An 18,956-nucleotide genomic window follows, 5' to 3' on the forward strand; every position below is an offset into this window, starting at 1 on the left:
CCCGTCCGGCGGTTTTTGTACGCTTTGCGGCCACTCTTCATCGGATCGCGACCGGCGCGGTCTTCGCTCCGGTCAGGCGCATCAGGTCCGTCGGGGCCAGCTCCACCTGCGTCCCGATCTTTCCGCCGCTGACGATCATGCTCTCCAGCGCTTCGCAGCTTGAATCCAGCACGGTGGCGTACTGCTTTTTCATGCCGACCGGCGAACAGCCGCCGCGGATATATCCCGTGACCCTGTTGATTTCCGACACATGGATCATCTCGACGGATTTTTCCCCGACGCTCCTCGCCGCCGTTTTCAAATCGAGTTCCTCCGCGACAGGCAGGACAAATACAAAAAAGCCGCCGGACGCCCCCCGGGTCACAAGGGTCTTAAACACCCGGTTCACGTCCTGCCCCAGTTTGGCCGCGACGGAAACGCCGTCGATCTTTCCGTCCTTATTTTCATAATAATACGAACGATATTTTACGTTTTCCGCTTCCAGAATCCGCATGACATTTGTTTTATTTTCCTTTGCCATCAAAAATCTCCTTTGCCCGTTCCTCTTTTATTATAGCGCCATATGGAAAAATGTAAAGGCGCAGACCGCCGCCAGGACCGCGACGCAGAGCCATGCGCGAAGCCTCTGCCCCGCCGAGTTCGCCTCTTCCCCCATCACCTCGCGGCTGGAAGTCAAAAGCGTCAGGAAAATGAGCACCGGCGTCATCAGAACGCCCCCCGCAACCTGGACAAACACGGCGGCGGAGTTCAGAGGCAGGCCGGGAATCAGCACCGCGGCGGCCGACAGCAATACGCTGACGCCGTAAACCGCATAAAAGCCGGGGGCATCGCGGACGCTGTCGTTCAAACTGCCCGGCCACCCGAACGCTTCCGCGATGCTGAAAGAGGAGGACAGCGACACGGTGATGGCGGCGAGAAACCCGGAGTTAAACAGACCCAGCGCAAACAAAATTCCGGCGGCGGGACCGATGCGCGCGGAAAGCGCCGCAACCAGGCCGGCGGGATCCGACGTCTCCAGATCCGGCACTATTCCAAAGACGGAAGAACCGGCGACGATCAGCGCCGCCGCGACGGCAACCTGGCAGACGCACCCGGCGAAAACATCCTTCCTGCCGTCTCGGATCCGGCGCGACCGGGCGCCCTGGTCCGCATAGGCGGAATTCTGATAAAAGATCATCCAGGGGGCGACTGCGTTTCCGATCAGCGCCGCCGCATACCACCGGAAATCGCCGCCGGTGGAAAGGCGCAGGCTTTCCGCAGCGCCGACGCCGGACCTCGACGCAAAAGCCAGGAAAAGGAATACAAGATTGTACATTCCGATGAAGAGGCCCAGGCGTTCTTTTTTTTGGTATCCTCCGAACAGGGCAACGGAAAGGATCAGCGCGGCGCTGAGCAGCACCGCCGGAACACGGTCCAGCCCAACCAGCCGAAGGCCGGCGGACATGCCGACAAACTCGGTCAGAAGCGTCAGGAGATTTTCGATCATCAGGGCAGTTACCTGGCAGATCATCCAGCCGCACCCGTAGCGTTCCCGCAGCAGGCGCGTATACCCGACCCGCGACACGATGCCGAGCCGCATCGCCATCTCCTGCACCGTATAGGTCACCGGCATCAGGCAGAGCGCCAGCGGGACAAATACGGCGGGGCCGAATTTCGCCCCCGTGAGCGCATAGGAAAGAATGCCGCCCGCGTCGTTGTCGGCCATTGCGGCGAGCATTCCCGGCCCGAGAAAAAGGAACAGAAAAAAGGGACCGCGCTTTCTTCCGGACATGAAAACACCCCCAAGGGCAGTCTATGCCCTGGGGATGTTTTCTGCTCATGTGAAATTATCCTTCCGGTTTCCACTTGACGCCCTGCGGCGTATCCTCCAGCACCACATGGCGTGCCTTCAGCTCATCGCGGATGCGGTCCGCGGTGGCCCAGTCCTTTTCGGCGCGCGCTTTGGTCCGCTCGGCGATCAACCGCTCAATTTCTTCGTCCGCGCCGGTCTCCGCCTTCGTGTACAGCAGGCCCAGGACCTCCGCGAGGCCGTTGAACAGGTCGAGAGCAAACAGGCAGATCTCTTTGGAGGGATCTTTTTCCGCCGTCAGATTCGTATTGATGTCCTTCGCCAGATCGAACAGGGCGGAAACCGCGTCCGCCGTGTTCAGGTCGTCCTCCATCGCCTCGATGAAGCGGTCCTGCCGGGATTCGAACAAACGGCGCAGTTCGCGCTCCCCCTCCTTTTCCCCGTCCGGAGCATGCTGGATCAGGAATTCCAGGTTGCCGCGGCAATTGTACAGGCGCTCCAGCGCGGATTTGCACTGTTCGATGACCTCTATGCTGTAGTTGATCGGCGAACGGTAATGGGAAGAGATCATCAGGTAGCGGATCGGCTCATATCCGTACTGCTCGGCCACATCGCGGACGGTAAAGAAATTGCCGAGCGATTTCGACATCTTTTTATTGTCCACATTGATGTAGCCGTTGTGCATCCAATAGTGCGCGAACGGCACGCCGTTGCAGCACTCGCTCTGCGCGATCTCATTCTCATGGTGAGGAAAAATCAGGTCCTGCCCTCCGCAGTGGATGTCGATCGTCTTCCCGAGGTAGCGGCGCGCCATGGCGGAGCATTCGATGTGCCAGCCCGGCCTTCCATTTCCCCAGGGAGAGGTCCAGCTCGGCTCCCCGGGCTTCGAGCCCTTCCAGAGAGCGAAATCGAGCGGGTCCTCCTTGTGCTCGCCGACCGCGATGCGCGCGCCGGATTTCAGGTCGTCCAGCGGCTGATGCGAAAGTTTTCCATAGCCTTTGTCTTTCAGCGTGCGGAAATAGACGTCCCCGTTCTCCGCCGGATAAGCATAGCCTTTTTCAACCAGCCCGGAGATAATGGAGATGATCTCGTCGATATTCTCCGTCGCGAGGGGATGAACGGTGGCGGGACGCACGTTCAGCCCTGCGGCGTCGGTTTTGTATTCCTCGATATATCTCTGGGACACTGTGAGATAATCGGTTTTTTCCTCATTCGCCCGCCGGATGATTTTGTCGTCGATGTCGGTGAAGTTCTGAACGAAGGTCACTTCCATTCCACGGTACTCCAGATACCGGCGAAGCACGTCGAACACGCAGATCGGCCTCGCGTTCCCGATATGGATGAAATTGTAAACGGTCGGGCCGCAGGCGTAAATCTTTGCCTCACCGGGGGTGATGGGGACAAATTCCTCTTTCCGCCTTGTCAGCGTGTTGTAAATTTTCATTTTCATGTCCTCCTTCAGGAGCTTTTCGCCGTTCTTTGTCTTCCCTGATCGGAAACAGTATTTTCCACTGCGTCAAGCTGTGCGCGAATTTTCCGCAGCTCCACCCCCATGTAGCAAAGCTGCTGGGAGACCGGGTCGCCGATGTGAATCTGGTCCAGATTCGCCGGGCGCACGCCGTCCAGCCGGACGATCCGGGCGGGCACCCCAACCGCCGTCGCGTTCGCAGGCACTTCCTCCAGCACGACCGCGCCCGCCGCGACCCGGGCGTTGTCCCCGACGTGGAACGGGCCCAGGATCTTCGCGCCGGCCCCGACCAGCACGTTGTTGCCCAGCGTCGGGTGGCGCTTGCCGTGGTCCTTGCCCGTCCCGCCCAGCGTCACGCCCTGATAAAGAGTGCAGTAGTCTCCGACTTCGGCGGTTTCGCCGATGACGACGCCCATGCCGTGGTCGATGAACAGCCCCTTGCCGATGGTAGCACCGGGGTGAATCTCGATTCCGGTCTTATGCCGCGCCCTCTGGGACAGCCAGCGCGCGATGAATTTCTGGTTGTGCTGAAAGAACCAGTGCGCAAGACGATAGGATCGGACCGCCTTGAAACCGGAATAGAGAAAAAATACTTCCAGCCGGGAACGGGCCGCCGGGTCACGGTCGATGATGGAATCAAGGTCTGCTTTCAAACTGGAAAACATAGAAGAACCTCCTGTGGAAAACGGTGGAAGCCGCCTCCGTCCCCAATGGGGACGGAGGCGGCTTCCACCGCGGTTCCACTCCGCTTTATCGCTTAATGTGCCTGTAACGGGGCCGGCCGTGCGGAGATACTGTAAAAGTTCCCCCCGCCTGCTCACGGACGCACTTCATTTCCCTGCTCTGCCGAAAGCGCTTTCAGCCGACGGCGCTATCTCTCTATTGCCTTTCAGGAAACTACTTCTTCCGATCGCTGCATTTCAAATCTGTTTCATAATAGCCGGAACACAGTCCCGGCGTTACACAGTATAATACAAAATTTTGATTCTGTAAACCCCGCTTTATTTTGTGGTGTCAATCAGCTGAATATTCTGCATCAGGTAAACCACGCCGGAAATGACCGCGAACACGGCGGAAATCAGCACCAGAAAACTGCCGATCCAGGTCAGCGCAAACGCCCCGTCCGCCCCGCCCAGCGTGAAGGCCGGGATACTGCCCCTGTCGACCAGCTCCAGAATAAACTGGAACGCGAGCACCGCCGAAATCGCAATGATCTGGCTGACGGTCTTCGCCTTTCCCCAACGATTCGCGGCGATGACCTGTCCGCTTTCCGCCGCGACAAGCCGGATGCCGGTCACAATAAATTCCCGCGCGAGGATGAGGATCACCACCCAGGTATCCGCAAGCCCGAGTTGGACAAAGCAGATCAGCGCGGTCATCACAAGGATTTTGTCCGCCAGCGGATCCATGAATTTTCCGAAATTGGTCACCTGATTGTTTTTTCTCGCGATTTTGCCGTCCAGGTGATCGGTATAGGAGGCAATGACAAACAGAATCAGCGCCCAAAGATAATGAAGTCCGATTTCGTCCGGTGCAAGCATGACGACGAGGAAAACCGGAACAATGCAGATCCGTGCGATGGTCAGCCGATTCGGCAGATTCATAGCGATTCCTCCTGATTCCCGACGGCGTGCCCGGCCGGATCGCCGTCGATGCAGTCCGTGATTTTCACATTGACAAACCGGCCCGGTCCCGGTTTTCCGCGAGAAGAGAACCAGACCCTTCCGTCGATGTCCGGCGCGTCCGCCGCGCTCCTTCCGTAGCAGAGTCCCTCTTCCCGGTCGCAGCCTTCCGTCAGCACCCGAAGGGTTTTCCCCATGAGCGCTTCTCCCTGCTCCTGCATGATTCCCATCTGAAGCTCCATGATGAATTCCGCGCGGCGGCGTTTCTCCTCCTCGTCCAGCTGATCCGGCAGGGAGGCCGCCGCGGTCCCCTCCTCCCGCGAATAGGCAAAGCATCCGAGGCGCTCAAACCGGACGTCCCGGACAAACCCGCAAAGCTCGTCGAACTCCGCTTCCGTTTCGCCGGGGAACCCGGCGATCAGCGTCGTGCGCAGCGTCACCCCGGGCACGGCATCCCGGATTTTACCCATCAGGGCGGTCAGGGATCCGCGGTCCCCGGCCCTCCGCATCGCTTTGAGGACCCTGGCGCTGCAGTGCTGGAGCGGAAGGTCCAGATATTTGACGATTTTCTCCTCCTCCGCCATGGTCTGAAGAAGCTCGTCCGTGATGGAATCGGGGTAAGCATAGAGGAAACGGATCCATTCCAGCCCTTCGACGCGGCAAAGCCGGCGCAGAAGCTCTGACAGCATCAGTTTATGGTACCGGTCATATCCGTAACGGGACGTGTCCTGTGCGATGAGGATGATTTCTTTTGCCCCGCTCTCAGCAAGCCCGCGCGCTTCCCGTTCGATCTCCTCCATCGGGCGGGAGCGGTACGGGCCGCGAATCGCCGGGATCGCGCAGTAGGAGCACCGGTTGTCGCACCCCTCCGCAATTTTCAGGTAAGCCGTGTAGTCCGGGGTCAGCAGGCTGCGCTCTCCGCAAAGAGGGAGCGCCGTCTTTTCCGGAAACAGCTCCGTTTTGCCGCCGCCCAGCGCCTGCCGGACCACCTGGGCGATATTGCTGTTCGCCCCGATGCCCGCGACCGCGTCCACCTCCGGCAGCTCGCAGAGAATCTGCTCCCGGTAGCGCTCCGCCAGGCAGCCGGTCACGACGATCGCTTTGACGCGCCCCTCGGCCTTTTTCCGCGCAAGCTCCAGGATTTCGCCGATGGATTCCTGCTTTGCCGCGTCGATAAACCCGCAGGTGTTGACAATCGCGACGTCCGCTTCCCCCGCGTCCTGTTTCAGTTCATAGCCCGCTTTCCGCAGAATCGCGAGCATCAGCTCCGCGTCGACCTGATTTTTGGGGCAGCCGAGATTGACGAGTCCCACTGAATACGCCATATTTTCTCCTGATTCCGTTCATACGGTAAAATTCTCAGAGCGGAAGTTGCTGTAATATCTGCCCGACAGCGCCGTGAATTTCAGCACGCAGTAGTCGGGGGCCGCAACGCCCTCCGGATAGTATCTGTCGTCGCCTTCACGCCAAATCGCCGCTTTGTTTTCCGCGTCCTCCAAAACCTCCATGGTACCCCTGAGCATCACGCCGCGGAAAAACCGCTTGTCGCAGAAATAAACACACGCCTTGGGGGATTGACGGTATTGTGCCACGCGGAGCGACGATGTGTTGGTCGTAAAATAAAATGTTCGGATTCCCTCCCGTTTTCTGGGGGAAAACATCGCCTTCAGGTTTGGAAAACCGTCCGCGTCGACGGAGCCGACGCAAGCCGTTTTCTGTTTGTCAATCAGATTGCCGATCGTCTTCTCCGCATCCCGCAAAATTGCCATCCTCCTCAAATTCTCTGAGCGCGCTTTTGATATCGTCCCAACGATAGCCGAGCCTTTGCAGCGCCGCGACGGTTCGGCGGCGGCCCTTTTCGTCGCCCAGGGACCGGGCGTATTTCTTTTCCAGCAGCCGGCGGATCGCCTGCACCGGGTCCGGCGCGTTTTCCTCCGCGATGCGCGCCGCCAGGTCCCGGCCGATTCCCCTTTTTTCCAGCTCCCACCGCACTCGCGAAGCGGAACAGCCCTTGCGTTCGAACAGCTCTGCGGCAAGGTTCCGGGCATATTCCCCGTCATTGACCATTCCGAGCTCGGCAAGGTGCCGTGCGGCCCGCTCGGCTGCCTCCCTCGGAACGGTCCGCGCGACCTTGTCGGCCAGTTCCTTTTGGGAATGGGCGCGGTGCTCCAGCAGATAAAGCGCCTTTTCCTGCGCGCGCCGCGCGTCGCTTTTCCGAATCAGCTCATGCAGCCGCTCATCCGTCAGTTCCGCCCCCGGTTTCAGCCCGGAGAGCGCGAAAGTCTCCGTGTCCACGCTGACGGCGAATTCCCCGTCGATAAAAAGGGCCGTCAGGCCCTTTCGTCGCGGCTCCGCCGCGGAAAGCATCATTCGTCGTCCGCCTCAATGTCGATATCGGCGTCCGCCCCGCCGCCCGCCTCCGGACGGCTTTTCGCGGGACTCTCCGCCGGCTCCACCGGGCGCGGGCCCGAACCGCCTCCGGACGGCTTGCTGAACAGCTCCGACATGTGCTGCCGGATCAGCTTTTCCAGCTCGTCCGCCGTCTCCGGGTGCTCAAGAAAAAAGGTCTTCGCATTTTCACGGCCCTGCCCGATCCTGTTGTCATTGTAAGAGAACCAGGCGCCGCTCTTCTGCACAAGGTCGAGCTGGACGCCGAGGTCCAGCAGCTCGCTTTCACGGGAGATGCCGTGCCCGTACATGATATCGAACTCCGCGGAGCGGAACGGCGGCGCGATCTTGTTCTTGACCACCTTCGCCCTGGTGTGGGAGCCGATCATCTCCGTCCCGTTTTTCAGCGTTTCCACTTTACGGATATCGATGCGCACGGAGGCGTAAAATTTCAGCGCCCTGCCGCCGGGGGTCACTTCCGGGTTTCCGTACATCACGCCGACCTTTTCGCGGAGCTGATTGATAAAAATCGCAACGCAGTTGGATTTGGAAATCGCGCCGGCCAGCTTGCGCAGAGCCTGGGACATCAGGCGGGCCTGAAGGCCGACGTGGCTGTCGCCCATTTCCCCCTCGATCTCCATCCGGGGCACAAGGGCCGCGACAGAGTCGACCACGATGACGTCGATCGCGCCGGAGCGGACCAGCGCCTCCGTGATTTCCAGCGCCTGCTCGCCGGTGTCAGGCTGGGAGACCAGCAGGGAATCCACATCCACGCCGAGCGCGCGCGCATAGACCGGGTCCAGCGCGTGCTCCACATCGATAAACGCCGCGTTGCCTCCGTTCTTCTGCCCCTGCGCGATGCAGTGCAGCGCGAGGGTCGTTTTGCCGGAGCTCTCCGGGCCGTAGATTTCAATGATCCTGCCGCGCGGCAGGCCGCCGATGCCCAGCGCGAGGTCCAGCCCGAGCGACCCGGTCGGGATCGCCTCGACGTGCATGGCCTCATTCTGCCCGAGACGCATGACCGCCCCTTTGCCGTATTGCTTTTCAATCTGCGCCAGCGCCGTTTCGAGCGCCTTCTTCTTGTCGGTTTCCTTATTGATCAGCTTTTCCGGCATTTTCTTTCCCGCTGCCATCCTGTATTCCTCCCGTCAGGCGTCCTGTTTTTCTTCCCGTCCATTATAGCCGATCTGCCGGGGAAAAGCAAGGACTTTGCGAACAAATGTTTAGGCTTTCATGCCGAGGCGCATCCGATAGCAAAACTCAATGGAAAACTCCGCATCTCCAAAGATTTCCCACATCCGCCTGGAAAATTCCATCAGCGCCGAACCCATTCTCTCCGGCATGAACCCCTTGGATTTCTGAAATCCGGAGCGGCTTGCCAGCATTGCGGTCAGCCGCTCCGCCGTGCAGGTCTCCGAATTGGAAAACAGCAGCTCGCGGGCGTAAGAAAAATACCCGCTTTCCCGGATGTTCCGCAAATGCCGGGACTTGTCCCAGCGTGTGGCGGCACTTCCCGGACAAAGCTCTTCCTCCAGCCCCCAGGCGTATTCGTCCAGGCGTTGGAATTCCAGTTCGGCGCGGGCCCCGCAGACCGGGGGCCAGTCGTAGTCATAGGCGGCAAACACGCCGCCCGGCCGCAGGATGCGGGCGATTTCCGGAAGCGTCGCGGCGGGTTCCATCCAATGGAAGGACTGGGAACAGGTCACGGCGTCCGCGCAGGCATCGGGAAGTCCGGTGTCGTTCGCAAACGCCGAATGGAATTCAATTCCCGCGATGCCTTCCGCCTTGCCGCGCGCGGCCGCAAGCATATCCGCGTTCGGCTCGATGCCGACCACCCTCCCGGCATGGCCGGTCCACGCCAGGGTGGACAGACCTGTCCCGCAGCCGAGGTCGACAACTGTTTCCGGGGAACGGCCCAGATATCTCTTTATTTCCTCAATCGCCTGGGGCGGGCAGTGGGGCCTCGCTCCATCGTAAAGACCCGCAAAACCCGTAAACCGGTCCGCGTTCCGTTCCTGTGGATTCATGCAGAATTCCCTCCTTATTCCGGCTTCAGCCCGGAAACGACCCGTTCGATCCGATTGAAATCCCTGAAAAAGCGCAGGCGCTCCATGCCCGCGCCCGCGAAGATGCGGGCGACCTCCTCCGCCTGGCCCTCGCCTACCTCCGCGCAGAGCGCGCCGCCGTTCCGCAACGAAGGGACCCAGTGCGCCGCGATCGCCCGGTAAAAGCCGAGGCCGTCCGCACCGCCGTCCAGAGCCTCGCGCGGCTCCCGAAGCACTTCCCGCTGAAGGCCGGGCAACTCGTCCGTGCGGACATAGGGCGGGTTCGATACGATGCAGTCCAGCTCCCGGAACGGCCGCGCCGACTCCGGATCCAGAACGTCGAGCCGGACGGCACGCACGTTGGGAAGCCCGCTCCGCGCGATGTTCCGGTTCAGATATCCGAGCGCCGGTTCCATCCATTCGACGGCCCGAACATCGCTTTCAGGAAACCGGTCCGCAAGTGCGAGCGCCACCGCGCCCGTGCCGGAGCACAGGTCCAGCACGGCGGGCGCCGCCGTGCTTTCGAGCATCGCGGAGGCGGTTTCGACCAGCAGTTCGGTTTCCTCGCGGGGGATCAGCACGCCCTCTCCCACCAGCAGGCTCCTGCCGCAGAACGGCCACTCCCCCAGAAGATACTGGAGCGGCCGCCCGCCGCGGCGTTCCCGAATCAAATCGCGAAAGCGGTCCGCAGCCTCCGGGCCCGCCTCCTCCCGCGCGCGGAGGATCCTCTCCTGCCGGGAAAGACCGAACGCTTTTTGGAACAGGCAGTCCGCTTCAAAACCCGGGCCTTCGATTCCCGCGCGGGAAAGAGTTTTCCGCCCTTGCCGATACACCCCTTCAAGCGTTTCCATCAGCTCGCCTTCAGGTCGATCCTGTCCTCCCCGTTTTCGGGGATGACTCCCTTCATCGCGGCGATCGCGGTCTCGATCATCGAATCGTCCGGCTCCCTGGTCGTGATGCGCTGGAACCAAAGCCCCGGGGCCGCGATGATCCGGGTCAGCGTGTTATCATTTCTGCCGCAGTAGCGGATCATCTCGTAGCCGATGCCCATCACCAGCGGGATGCACAAAAGCTTGACCGCCGTTCGCAGGAACGGGTTGGAAAACGGAATGAAAAATCCGATGATGATTCCGACGAGGAGCATCAGCACGAGGAAGCTGGTGCCGCAGCGCGGATGAAACCGCTGATGCTTTCTCACGTTCTCCACCGTGAGCTCCTCGCCGCTCTCATAGCAGAAGATCGTCTTGTGCTCCGCACCGTGGTATTCGAACAAGCGCCGGATATCTTTCATGCGGGAGATCAAAACGATATAGCAGAGAAAAATCAGGATGCGCATCAAGCCCTCCAAAGGAGAGCGCCAAACGGAAAAGCCGGGCCCGGCCATACCCTGAACCAGGTTGAACAGCCAGGTCGGAAGAATGAAAAACAGCGCGATGGCCAGCAGGATGCCGAGAACCGACCCGATTCCCATGACGACGTTCATGATTTGATCGCCGAAATGATCGTTCAGCCATTTGTCGAACTTGGTTTCCTCGCCTTCCTCAATGTCTTCCAGGCCGGAAATCTCGGCGGAGCGCGACAGAGCCCGGTAGCCGACCGCCATGGAATCCACAAAGGCGAACACGCCACGCAGAACGGGCAGCTTCCAGAAGGAACTGCGGGCGCGCGGGTCTTTCGCCGAAAGCTCTTCCAGCGTGATTTCGCCGTCCGGCTTGCGGACGGCCAGAAGCGTTTTTTTCGGGCCGCGCATCATGATTCCCTCGATCAGGGCCTGTCCGCCGATGGATGTGATGCACTTTATTTTTTCTCTGGGCATAAACTCCTGGTTTCCTTTCTCAGACCGCCGATAAAGTTGCGCAACCGCAAAATTGCGTGCAATTTTGCTTGCCGCGTTGGCTGTACCTGCAAACCTCGGTCACATACAAGAAGTATGTTCCCTCGTTTTCAGATTTACCGCCTTGCCTTGCACAATTTTCGACGGTCTGCGCGGTTTTATCCGGCAGGCGGCTCTTGACGCTATGTCTCTTTCAGCTCGTTTTCCAGTCTGTCGTAGGTGGGAATTCGGATCGTGACGGCGGTGCCGATATTTTCATGGCTTTCGATGTCAAGGCTGCCGGAATGCAGATTCATGATCTCGTCCGCGAGCGCGAGCCCGATGCCCGACCCGCGCACGGTTTGATTCGCCTTGTAGAATTTCTTTTTCACGTTCGGCAGATGCTCGGCGGGAATGCCGCAGCCGTTGTCGCTGATGACGACGCGGATGAAGCCGCCCTCCTCATCCGCGGTCACGCTGATGGTGCCGCCCTCGTTCGTGTATTTCAGCGCGTTGTCCAGGACGTTGACAAACACCTGGCGCAGCCGGTTGATGTCTCCCAGCACCGGCGAAAGCATCTCCGGCTCCTCGTACAGCAGGAATTTATGCTCCGAGGCGGCCCGCTCGCTGAACATGTAGACGGCCTCTCCCAGCTCGGCCAGGATGTCGATTTTATCCATCGTCAGCGTCATGCGGCCGCTCTGCATGCGCGAAAAGTCCAGCAGCTCCTCCACGATGCCGGAGAGGCGCTCCGATTCCCGCACGATGATGTTCATGCCGCGGCTGAACGTCTGCCGGTCGGTGTCGCCGGCCTGGATCGTCTCCGCCCAGCCCTTGATGGCGGTCAGCGGCGTCCGCAGCTCATGGGAAACGGAGGAAATAAAGTCGTTTTTCATTTTTTCGCTCTGCCCCAGCTCGTCGGCCATGTCGTTGATGGTGTCGCAGAGCTGGCCGATCTCGTCGTCGTTCGACTTCAGGATGCGCGCCTTGAAGTCGCCCTGCGCGATCAGCCTGGCCGTCGCGCCGATGCGCTTGATCGGAACGATGATCGACCGCATGAAATAATAGCTCGACAGGATAACGAAGAGCAGGATCAGCAGCCCCGCGATGATCAGGGCGCCCACGATGATGACGATCTGCCGGTCCGCCTCCTCCAGGGAGACGACGTACCGGATGGCGCCGACCGTGCTTCCGAGATTGCTGCGCATCACGCGGGTCACCGCCATGACCTTTTCCCCGCCCGTGAGCCGGCCCGTCCAGGTGCCGTAGCCGCTCGCGCTTTTCAGGGCGGCTTCGTAATCCGGGATCTGCTGGTCTTCATCCGGCGCGAAGCCGATGGAGGTGATCAGGATCTTTCCGGAGGAATTGATGACCATCAGTTCCATGTTTTCCTTGTTCGGGAAATTTTCAACATAGCTGCGCGCCGCGGTGGAAAATTCAGTCGGGGATTCCCTGCCGTAGCTGGAAAACATGTTCGTCAGCTCGTCGCTGCGCCCGTTTAAAGCCGAGCGGATCCCATTGTAAACATACCCCTGGATCACGGCGGAAAGGGTCGCGATCAGCGTGACCACGATCAGCAGAATCACCCCGAGGCTGTTCAGCAGCCACCGCCTTGTGATGCTGCTCTTCTGGATCATGCCGGTCCCCCCTTTTTCCGCGGGCCAAGCCCCAATTCAAATCAGCGGTTCCCTTCGATCTTTGCCCCGCGCCTCCCGCCGCAGGCGCGAAAATGAGGCTACGCCCCTCCCTCCCATTTGTACCCGAGGCCCCAGACGGTGATAATATGCCTCGGGTTGGAGGGTTCATCCTCGACCTTCATCCGAAGTCTGCGGATGTTCACATCCACGATCTTTTCCTCCCCGTAATACGCTTCGCCCCAGACGTGCCTCAGGATATCGGTCCGGTCGAGCGCGGTGCCCGGATTGGAGAAGAAATACTCCATGATCTGGAACTCCACCTGCGTCAGCTCCACCGGCGTCCCGCGCCGGAACAGCGTGCGGTTGCGCAGGCTGAGCACAAATTCGCCCGAGCGGATCTCGTCCCGCAGAGCGCCGTGGCCGCGGGACTGCTCCAGCGCGACGCGGCGGTAAACGGCGTCGACGCGCGCGACCAGCTCGCTCGGTGAAAACGGTTTGGTGACATAGTCGTCCGCCCCCATCATCAGCCCGCTGACCTTATCCATCTCCTGTGTTTTAGCCGTCAGCAAAATGATCCCGATGGAGCCGCTCCTGCGGCGGAGCTCCTTGCAGACCGCGAGGCCGTCGAACTGTCCCGGCATCATGATGTCCAGCACAGCGACGTCGATCCCGTCCCCCTCGCGGTCGTAAATCTGAAGGGCTTCCTCCCCGTTGGCCGCCTCACGCGTCTCGTACCCCGCCCGCTTTAAATTGATGACGACAAATTCGCGGATGGCCTGTTCGTCCTCCGCAACCAATATTGTTTTCATTCGTCTACCTCCCCCGACCTGTTAATCTTGTGATATCACCTGAAAAGCCTCCTGAATCTCGCTCTTCGTCATGGAAAGGGGGTTATCCGGAGTGGGCAGGCTGGCGGCAAACACGGAATTGTCCTTTTCCGACAACTTGAAATAGCTCTTGACCCCTTCCCCCTGATCCCATTCCCTGCCTGGAAAAGTCTGGATGGTGAGCAGCGGCGCGCCGGTAAATCCCGCCTTGTTTTTCTGCGTTGTCAGCCACTCATAGACCGTCACCATGCGGGAGCTCGGGTCGAGCTTCGTCGTGACTTTCCCCCGCCACATATCGGGAACCAGAAACCAGTAGCCGTCCGAATAGTTGATGAACATGCTCATCACGCGGAACAGCGTTTCGGTGTCCGTGTCGTAGCGGAACCAGCTGGTCAGATAGGCGGAATCGTCCGCCGTCTTTCCGCTGTAGCCCGGCATCAGCGTCACCATCGGAATCTCGATGATCCGGTCGCCGTTGATGTCCCTGCTGACAACGGAGGTATTCCGCTCGGTGCTTTTGGCGCTTTTTGTCCTCGGGTCATAAAACGGCGAACGCAGCGTTTTCGTCTTTTTATCCCAATAAAGAAGCTCCGTCACCATGGTGTCCGCCGTCTTTACCCCGTCCAGAACAATCCCGACCTGCTTTTCATTGATCAGGCCCGTCAGGACGGAAGCGTATTTTGTCACGCCGATATCCAGCGGAGCGGAACCCATCTGCTCGATCGCGCCGCCCTTGACCCGCAGCAGCTGCGCCGAAGCCGGCTGGTCCCCGACCGTGACGCTTGCGGTAAAGATCTCGTCCCGGCCGTCCCCGTCAAAATCCATCACGGCCATCTCGGTGTAGCTCTGGTTCATCTGCAGTTCCTTCATCTGGCCGTTCTGCTGATAGTAGGAACAAATGTCCCCCGTGTTGTTCAGGCTGCTTCCCCAGCCGACAATCACCTCATCCTTGCCGTCGCCGTCCAGATCCCCGAAGCAGACCCGGTCCACATTGGAAGCCGGGTTGCTGAAAGAGCCCATGCTTTCCCATTTCCCGCCGTTTTGGCGCATGAACATCACATTGATCCCGGACGTTTCGTCGTCTTTCTGATAAAATGCGATTGCCTCGTCGTTTTGGTCCCCGTACAGATCGTGTTTGATGATCGCGGAGCGGTACTCGCCGGCGGAGGGATATTTCAGCGTCATTTTCCCGCCGGCCGTGCTCTCCAGCAGGCTCTGGATATCCGCCTCGTTCTCCCCGGTCGGCTTCGGCGCGTGCATCAGCGACTGGGCGTCCAGGCCGACGAAGGAACAGCCGGACAGGGAAACAACCATCAGAAGCAGAACCGCGATTACGGCTGTTTTCCGCTTCATGAAGCATCCCCCCTCCGGCTTTGATCCTGTTTATTATAACATGAACCGCGAAGCTGCGGAAAACGCGACCCGCCCGCAATTATGGTTTAATGTTCTCTCAGGCATCGGAAGCTTTGCTTCCGTTTATGCCGTGAGGTTATTATAACATGAACCGCAAAGCCGTGGAAAACGCAGCCGGCCCGCAATCATGGTTCAATGTTCTCTCAGGCATCGGAAGCTTTGCTTCCGTTTATGCCGTGAGGTTATTATAACATAAACACTATAAAAAAACAGTATCAAATCTGTAAACATACGCCCAGCCTCGGTCCCGCCGCGCAAGGTCTTGACAATAGTACACATATTGCATATGATACAAGTATACTATATGATGAATGGAGTGACAGGCATGTCGCTGAAACACGGATTGCTTGGAATCCTGAATTACGGGAGCATGACGGGATATGATCTGAACAAGGTCTTCGAAGATTCTCTGTCCTTTTTCTGGAAAGCCCAGCAAAGCCAGATCTACCGGGAGCTTGCTTCCCTGGAACGCCTCGGGCTGATCTCGTCGGAGCTGGTTGTCCAGGACGGCCGCCCGAACAAAAAAGTATACCGGATCACGGGGGAGGGCAGAAAAGAACTGGACTCCTGGCTGAGAAGCGGACTAAGCGACGACCTGTTCATCAAACGCAGCGGCTTTTTGATGAAAGTCTTTTTTTCCGGGGAACTCCGGCCGGAAGAGACGGCGCGGATGCTCCGCGCCTACCTCGCCCGCTGCGAGGCGGAGCTGAAGGCGATGGAACAAATCCCGGCTGTCATTGAAGCGCACAGACTCCCGGGGGACCGGCCGGAAAAGGCGCTTTGCTGGCGGATGACCGCTCTCTACGGGCTGGATTACTACCGGATGCAGATCTCCTGGGCTAAAAAAGCCATCGCGGAATTGGAGGCCGGCCAATGAACATACTGGTTTTGAACGGAAGCCCCAGAGGGGAAAACAGCAGCACGCTTCAGCTGGCCCGCGCCTTTCTTTCCGGCATGGAGCGGCAGGCGGAAATCCTCGCCGAGATCATTCCCGTGTCCAAAAGAAAGATTGAACCGTGCAGGGGCTGCTTTTCCTGCTGGACAAAAACGCCCGGAATCTGCGTCATCCGGGACGATATGGAGGAAATCCTGAAAAAATACCGTTCCGCGGACCTGGTTCTCTGGAGCTTTCCGCTTTATTACTTCGGCATGCCCTCCCAAATGAAAGCGCTGACCGACCGGCTCCTCCCGCTAAATCTGCCGGAGATCCGCCCCGGCGGCGCGGGCGGAAACAGGCATCCCGCGCGTTACGACCTCTCCGGTCAGAGGCATGTGCTGATTTCCACCTGCGGCTTTTCCAGCGTCAGGCAAAACTATGAGGCTCTTTCAAAACAGTTCGATCTGATCTTTGGAGCGGGAAATTATGAATCTGTTTTCTGCCCGGAGGGAGAGCTGTTCCGGCATCCGGAGCTGCGGGCCCGCACCGGGGAATATCTGGATCTGGTCAGGCGGGCCGGGATGGAGTACGCCCGCGCGGGGCGGATCCCCGGCGAAACCAGGGAGGAGCTCTCCGGGCTTCTTTACCCGCAGGAAATTTTTTTGCAAATGGCCAACGCAAGCTGGGCGGTCGATTCCCCCGCAGGGGGAAAAGAAAAAAAGGAAGGGCCGGACCAGGCCGAGGCGTTCCTGCGCCAGATGTGCGCACTCTTTCATCCCAAAGCGGCCGCAGGGCTGGCGGCGGTTCTTGAGTTTGAGCTGACAGACGTACAGAAAACCTTCCAGATGACGATTCACGGCGGTTCCTGTGTCCTTACGCCGGGAAGCGGGAAACCGTTCACCACGAAAATCATCACTCCGCTTTCCGTCTGGATGGACATTGCCGCCGGCAGGCTGAGCGGCCCAGCGGCCCTGAGCGAGGGAAAGTACCGGGTGCTGGGGGATTTCAGCCTGATGCTGAAACTGGACGAACTGTTCGGCGCCGCCCGGGGGGAAGACGCATCCCCGGCGAAGCGGGAGCTGAAAACCAACATGATGCTGTTTCTTTTTCCCTGGATCGCTCTGTGGGCCCTGCTTCCCTACAGCCGGACTGCGGGCGCGGCGGCGGGGATTCTCGCCGCCGCCGCGCTTCCGGCTTTGAGCGCGCGGTATCGGCTGACGCCCTATGAGAGAGCGGGCTGCCTGCTGGTCGGTTTACTCTCTTCGGGCCTTTTGATTGCGCCGGTCGGGACGGCGCCGCTCCTTTGTGTTTCCTATCTTTGTTTTTCCTCTCTGTGGCTGATCTCCTGCGTACTCCGCATCCCTCTGAGCGCACACTACTCCTGCCGGGATTACGGGGGCAGCCGGGCTTTCCAGAATCCGCTGTTTCTCCGCACCAATCGGATACTGACCGCTCTGTGGGGCGTTCTATACCTGCTGACCGCAGCATTTTCCCCCTATGCCATGCAAAGGGGAATGGCCGGGCTGCTCACCGCGGCCACCATCGCGGCCCCGGCGCTCCTGGGCCTGTTCACCGCATGGTTTGCCAAGTGGTATCCGGCGAAAGTTGCCAGAGGATAGCGGACCGATCCCCCGGCCTTTAAAAGCAGGGGATCCAAACCCTCTCCTCCGGAACCGAAGAAGGCTTCTCCCGCATGGCGCAGGAGAAGCCTTCTTTCGCGTAAAGCCGGCGGTACGCGGTGAAATCAGACCGTGGAAGTATAAAGGAGCATCGGAAGATTTTCCTCATAGATCGCGTCGAACTGAGAAATCGGGAGCGGATTGGTCCCCTGGCCCACCTCGACGGTGTAACCCGACCTGCGGTATTCCTGGGTGAACCAGTCCTTGTACCCGGAGTAGGAAGTGACCCCGGACGCCTCCTCCAGCGCGTAGCCGCTGATCCGGGCCATCTGCTCCCCGATGACTCTCGCCTCCTGCGGCGCCATGTTCATGAAATTCCAGTAAATGACGCGTCCCTGAGAGTGATAGGCGATCACCAGCCGGAAATTGTGCGCCTGCGTGAAACGGACGACCGCGCGCGACTCCGGCTCCGAAAGGGGATAGGGCCCCGGGTAGCGGGTCGGGCCGGGGCCGGTGATGCCGAGCGCCTCGGCCGCCTCCCTGCCCAATTCCCAGGCGGCGTCGTAATTGTGGTTCAGGTCCACCCCGCGGATGTTGGCTTCCCAGTCCGTGGAGAAATCCGCGCTGCCGCCGTTCCACCGCACCAGATCCGCCGCATAGGGATTTCCCCTCTGCAGCCCGTCGATGACCAGGTTCACGCCGTCCGGATTGACCATCGGCATCAGGTAAATACTGCTTTGCTGCCACAGGGCGTTCACGTCGTAGCCCGCGGGGCTTCCGCCGTAAGCGTAGGCCCTCAGGACATCCTCGGCAAATTTCATCAGCACGGGCGTGGTGATCCACTCCAGCGCGTGATGCGCCGCGTTGTAAAACACCTGATTCGGCCCCCTGCCCAGCCGGAGGGTATAAAGCGTTTTCCCCAGCGCGCTGTTCCCCGAATTCGTGACCTCCAGGAACGGATACCGCGCTTTCAGGCCCTGTATGCTGCGCATCAGCACCTCATACGTAAACGCGGTGTCGGTCGGCACAACGTCAAAGGAATACGGCACCACGATCCGGCGTCCGGGCGTCAGGTTTTCCGGACTCGATTCCGGATTGGCCGTGGTCAGCGCCTGCACGGAAGTGCCGTATTTCTGCGCGATCCCGTAAAACGTGTCGCCGGGCTGGATCGTGTACAGATCGTAGCCCAGAAGGAACCGCTCCAGAACACGCCAGGTCGCGGGCCCGATGACTCCGTCCGACGCAAGGCCGAACCTCTGCTGAAAGCGCGTCACCGATTCGCGCGTTCCCGGACCGAAAACCCCGTCCACCGGGCCGTCAAGAAAGCCGGCCCGCTTCAGCACCGACTGGACCTCCATCACGTCGCTTCCCGACAGGCCCTCCCGAAGCGTCCTCATGCAATCACCCCAAATACACAATGATTCTTTGCTATCATTTGTATTGGGGTGACAAAGCGAT

General features: G+C 59.8%; 18 protein-coding genes and 1 other annotated feature. Of the genes, 2 read left to right on the forward strand and 16 right to left on the reverse strand.

Translation table 11 applies throughout. The features are described 5' to 3' along the window. Positions 1-37: 37 nt before the first annotated feature. From ybaK to EQM14_RS14525, 15 genes are all read right to left on the reverse strand, one after another. Complete coding sequence (ybaK, locus tag EQM14_RS14455) at positions 38-520, reverse strand: Cys-tRNA(Pro) deacylase (protein WP_128743877.1); 483 nt, start codon at positions 518-520, stop codon at positions 38-40. A 30-nt stretch (positions 521-550) separates the two neighbouring features. Next, positions 551-1,771 (reverse strand): NRAMP family divalent metal transporter, encoded by a 1,221-nt coding sequence (locus EQM14_RS14460; protein WP_128743878.1) that lies wholly within the window; start codon positions 1,769-1,771, stop codon positions 551-553. A 55-nt stretch (positions 1,772-1,826) separates the two neighbouring features. Continuing rightward, a complete protein-coding gene (gene cysS, locus EQM14_RS14465) occupies positions 1,827-3,233 on the reverse strand; it encodes a cysteine--tRNA ligase (protein ID WP_128743879.1) in 1,407 nt (468 codons plus the stop codon). A 14-nt stretch (positions 3,234-3,247) separates the two neighbouring features. Continuing rightward, on the reverse strand, positions 3,248-3,922 hold the full coding sequence (cysE, locus tag EQM14_RS14470) for a serine O-acetyltransferase (protein ID WP_128743880.1): 675 nt from the start codon (positions 3,920-3,922) through the stop codon (positions 3,248-3,250). 50 nt (positions 3,923-3,972) lie between these two features. Further along, positions 3,973-4,180: a binding site (T-box leader), on the reverse strand. 78 nt (positions 4,181-4,258) lie between these two features. Further along, entirely contained in the window at positions 4,259-4,861 is a 603-nt protein-coding gene (gene pgsA, locus EQM14_RS14475; protein ID WP_128743881.1) for a CDP-diacylglycerol--glycerol-3-phosphate 3-phosphatidyltransferase, read from the reverse strand. Beyond that, positions 4,858-6,204: a 30S ribosomal protein S12 methylthiotransferase RimO gene (gene rimO / locus EQM14_RS14480; protein WP_128743882.1), complete on the reverse strand. Its 1,347-nt coding sequence runs from the start codon at positions 6,202-6,204 to the stop codon at positions 4,858-4,860. Before rimO ends, pgsA begins: the two co-directional genes overlap by 4 nt. A gap of 18 nt (positions 6,205-6,222) precedes the next feature. Further along, positions 6,223-6,648, reverse strand: coding sequence for a pyridoxamine 5'-phosphate oxidase family protein (locus EQM14_RS14485; protein WP_205703176.1), 426 nt, complete (start codon positions 6,646-6,648; stop codon positions 6,223-6,225). After that, positions 6,602-7,249 carry a regulatory protein RecX gene (locus EQM14_RS14490; protein WP_128743883.1) on the reverse strand — a complete coding sequence of 216 codons (648 nt, stop codon included), beginning with the start codon at positions 7,247-7,249 and terminating at the stop codon, positions 6,602-6,604. The genes EQM14_RS14485 and EQM14_RS14490 overlap by 47 nt, the downstream gene beginning before the upstream one ends. Beyond that, entirely contained in the window at positions 7,246-8,400 is a 1,155-nt protein-coding gene (gene recA / locus EQM14_RS14495; RefSeq protein WP_128743884.1) for a recombinase RecA, read from the reverse strand. The genes EQM14_RS14490 and recA overlap by 4 nt, the downstream gene beginning before the upstream one ends. Before the next feature lie 90 nt (positions 8,401-8,490). Beyond that, positions 8,491-9,294 carry a class I SAM-dependent methyltransferase gene (locus EQM14_RS14500; RefSeq protein ID WP_128743885.1) on the reverse strand — a complete coding sequence of 268 codons (804 nt, stop codon included), beginning with the start codon at positions 9,292-9,294 and terminating at the stop codon, positions 8,491-8,493. A gap of 14 nt (positions 9,295-9,308) precedes the next feature. Beyond that, positions 9,309-10,163 (reverse strand): peptide chain release factor N(5)-glutamine methyltransferase, encoded by an 855-nt coding sequence (prmC, locus tag EQM14_RS14505; RefSeq protein WP_128743886.1) that lies wholly within the window; start codon positions 10,161-10,163, stop codon positions 9,309-9,311. Then, positions 10,163-11,128, reverse strand: coding sequence for a DUF1385 domain-containing protein (locus EQM14_RS14510; RefSeq protein WP_128743887.1), 966 nt, complete (start codon positions 11,126-11,128; stop codon positions 10,163-10,165). The genes prmC and EQM14_RS14510 overlap by 1 nt, the downstream gene beginning before the upstream one ends. 200 nt (positions 11,129-11,328) lie before the next feature. After that, positions 11,329-12,762, reverse strand: a complete 1,434-nt coding sequence (locus tag EQM14_RS14515; protein WP_243112547.1) for a sensor histidine kinase — start codon at positions 12,760-12,762, stop codon at positions 11,329-11,331. Positions 12,763-12,860: 98 nt separating this feature from the next. Further along, positions 12,861-13,571 (reverse strand): response regulator transcription factor, encoded by a 711-nt coding sequence (locus tag EQM14_RS14520; protein WP_128743888.1) that lies wholly within the window; start codon positions 13,569-13,571, stop codon positions 12,861-12,863. Positions 13,572-13,592: 21 nt separating this feature from the next. Continuing rightward, positions 13,593-14,942, reverse strand: a complete 1,350-nt coding sequence (locus EQM14_RS14525) for an FG-GAP repeat domain-containing protein (protein ID WP_128743889.1) — start codon at positions 14,940-14,942, stop codon at positions 13,593-13,595. 385 nt (positions 14,943-15,327) lie between these two features. Between EQM14_RS14525 and EQM14_RS14530 the strand changes: the two genes are divergently transcribed. Then, positions 15,328-15,879: a PadR family transcriptional regulator gene (locus tag EQM14_RS14530; protein ID WP_164919103.1), complete on the forward strand. Its 552-nt coding sequence runs from the start codon at positions 15,328-15,330 to the stop codon at positions 15,877-15,879. After that, on the forward strand, positions 15,876-17,498 hold the full coding sequence (locus tag EQM14_RS14535; protein WP_128743891.1) for an NAD(P)H-dependent oxidoreductase: 1,623 nt from the start codon (positions 15,876-15,878) through the stop codon (positions 17,496-17,498). Before EQM14_RS14530 ends, EQM14_RS14535 begins: the two co-directional genes overlap by 4 nt. Positions 17,499-17,623: 125 nt before the next feature. On the opposite strand, the gene EQM14_RS14540 is transcribed toward EQM14_RS14535, so the two are convergent. Then, on the reverse strand, positions 17,624-18,895 hold the full coding sequence (locus tag EQM14_RS14540; RefSeq protein WP_128743892.1) for a M14 family metallopeptidase: 1,272 nt from the start codon (positions 18,893-18,895) through the stop codon (positions 17,624-17,626). Positions 18,896-18,956: the final 61 nt, after the last annotated feature.

Origin of the sequence: Caproiciproducens sp. NJN-50, assembly GCF_004103755.1 — a bacterium.
GTDB lineage: Bacteria > Bacillota > Clostridia > Oscillospirales > Acutalibacteraceae > Caproicibacter.

Excerpts from the sequence above, each read along its gene's own strand:
- EQM14_RS14540 (WP_128743892.1), bottom strand. The coding sequence starts at position 18,895 with ATGAGGACGCTTCGGGAGGGCCTGTCGGGAAGCGACGTGATGGAGGTC.
- EQM14_RS14490 (WP_128743883.1), bottom strand. The coding sequence starts at position 7,249 with ATGATGCTTTCCGCGGCGGAGCCGCGACGAAAGGGCCTGACGGCCCTT.
- EQM14_RS14515 (WP_243112547.1), bottom strand. The coding sequence starts at position 12,762 with ATGATCCAGAAGAGCAGCATCACAAGGCGGTGGCTGCTGAACAGCCTC.
- EQM14_RS14485 (WP_205703176.1), bottom strand. The coding sequence starts at position 6,648 with ATGGCAATTTTGCGGGATGCGGAGAAGACGATCGGCAATCTGATTGAC.
- ybaK (WP_128743877.1), bottom strand. The coding sequence starts at position 520 with ATGGCAAAGGAAAATAAAACAAATGTCATGCGGATTCTGGAAGCGGAA.
- EQM14_RS14535 (WP_128743891.1), top strand. The coding sequence starts at position 15,876 with ATGAACATACTGGTTTTGAACGGAAGCCCCAGAGGGGAAAACAGCAGC.
- EQM14_RS14510 (WP_128743887.1), bottom strand. The coding sequence starts at position 11,128 with ATGCCCAGAGAAAAAATAAAGTGCATCACATCCATCGGCGGACAGGCC.
- cysS (WP_128743879.1), bottom strand. The coding sequence starts at position 3,233 with ATGAAAATTTACAACACGCTGACAAGGCGGAAAGAGGAATTTGTCCCC.
- EQM14_RS14500 (WP_128743885.1), bottom strand. The coding sequence starts at position 9,294 with ATGAATCCACAGGAACGGAACGCGGACCGGTTTACGGGTTTTGCGGGT.
- recA (WP_128743884.1), bottom strand. The coding sequence starts at position 8,400 with ATGGCAGCGGGAAAGAAAATGCCGGAAAAGCTGATCAATAAGGAAACC.
- prmC (WP_128743886.1), bottom strand. The coding sequence starts at position 10,163 with ATGGAAACGCTTGAAGGGGTGTATCGGCAAGGGCGGAAAACTCTTTCC.
- rimO (WP_128743882.1), bottom strand. The coding sequence starts at position 6,204 with ATGGCGTATTCAGTGGGACTCGTCAATCTCGGCTGCCCCAAAAATCAG.
- EQM14_RS14525 (WP_128743889.1), bottom strand. The coding sequence starts at position 14,942 with ATGAAGCGGAAAACAGCCGTAATCGCGGTTCTGCTTCTGATGGTTGTT.
- EQM14_RS14460 (WP_128743878.1), bottom strand. The coding sequence starts at position 1,771 with ATGTCCGGAAGAAAGCGCGGTCCCTTTTTTCTGTTCCTTTTTCTCGGG.
- pgsA (WP_128743881.1), bottom strand. The coding sequence starts at position 4,861 with ATGAATCTGCCGAATCGGCTGACCATCGCACGGATCTGCATTGTTCCG.
- EQM14_RS14520 (WP_128743888.1), bottom strand. The coding sequence starts at position 13,571 with ATGAAAACAATATTGGTTGCGGAGGACGAACAGGCCATCCGCGAATTT.
- EQM14_RS14530 (WP_164919103.1), top strand. The coding sequence starts at position 15,328 with ATGTCGCTGAAACACGGATTGCTTGGAATCCTGAATTACGGGAGCATG.
- cysE (WP_128743880.1), bottom strand. The coding sequence starts at position 3,922 with ATGTTTTCCAGTTTGAAAGCAGACCTTGATTCCATCATCGACCGTGAC.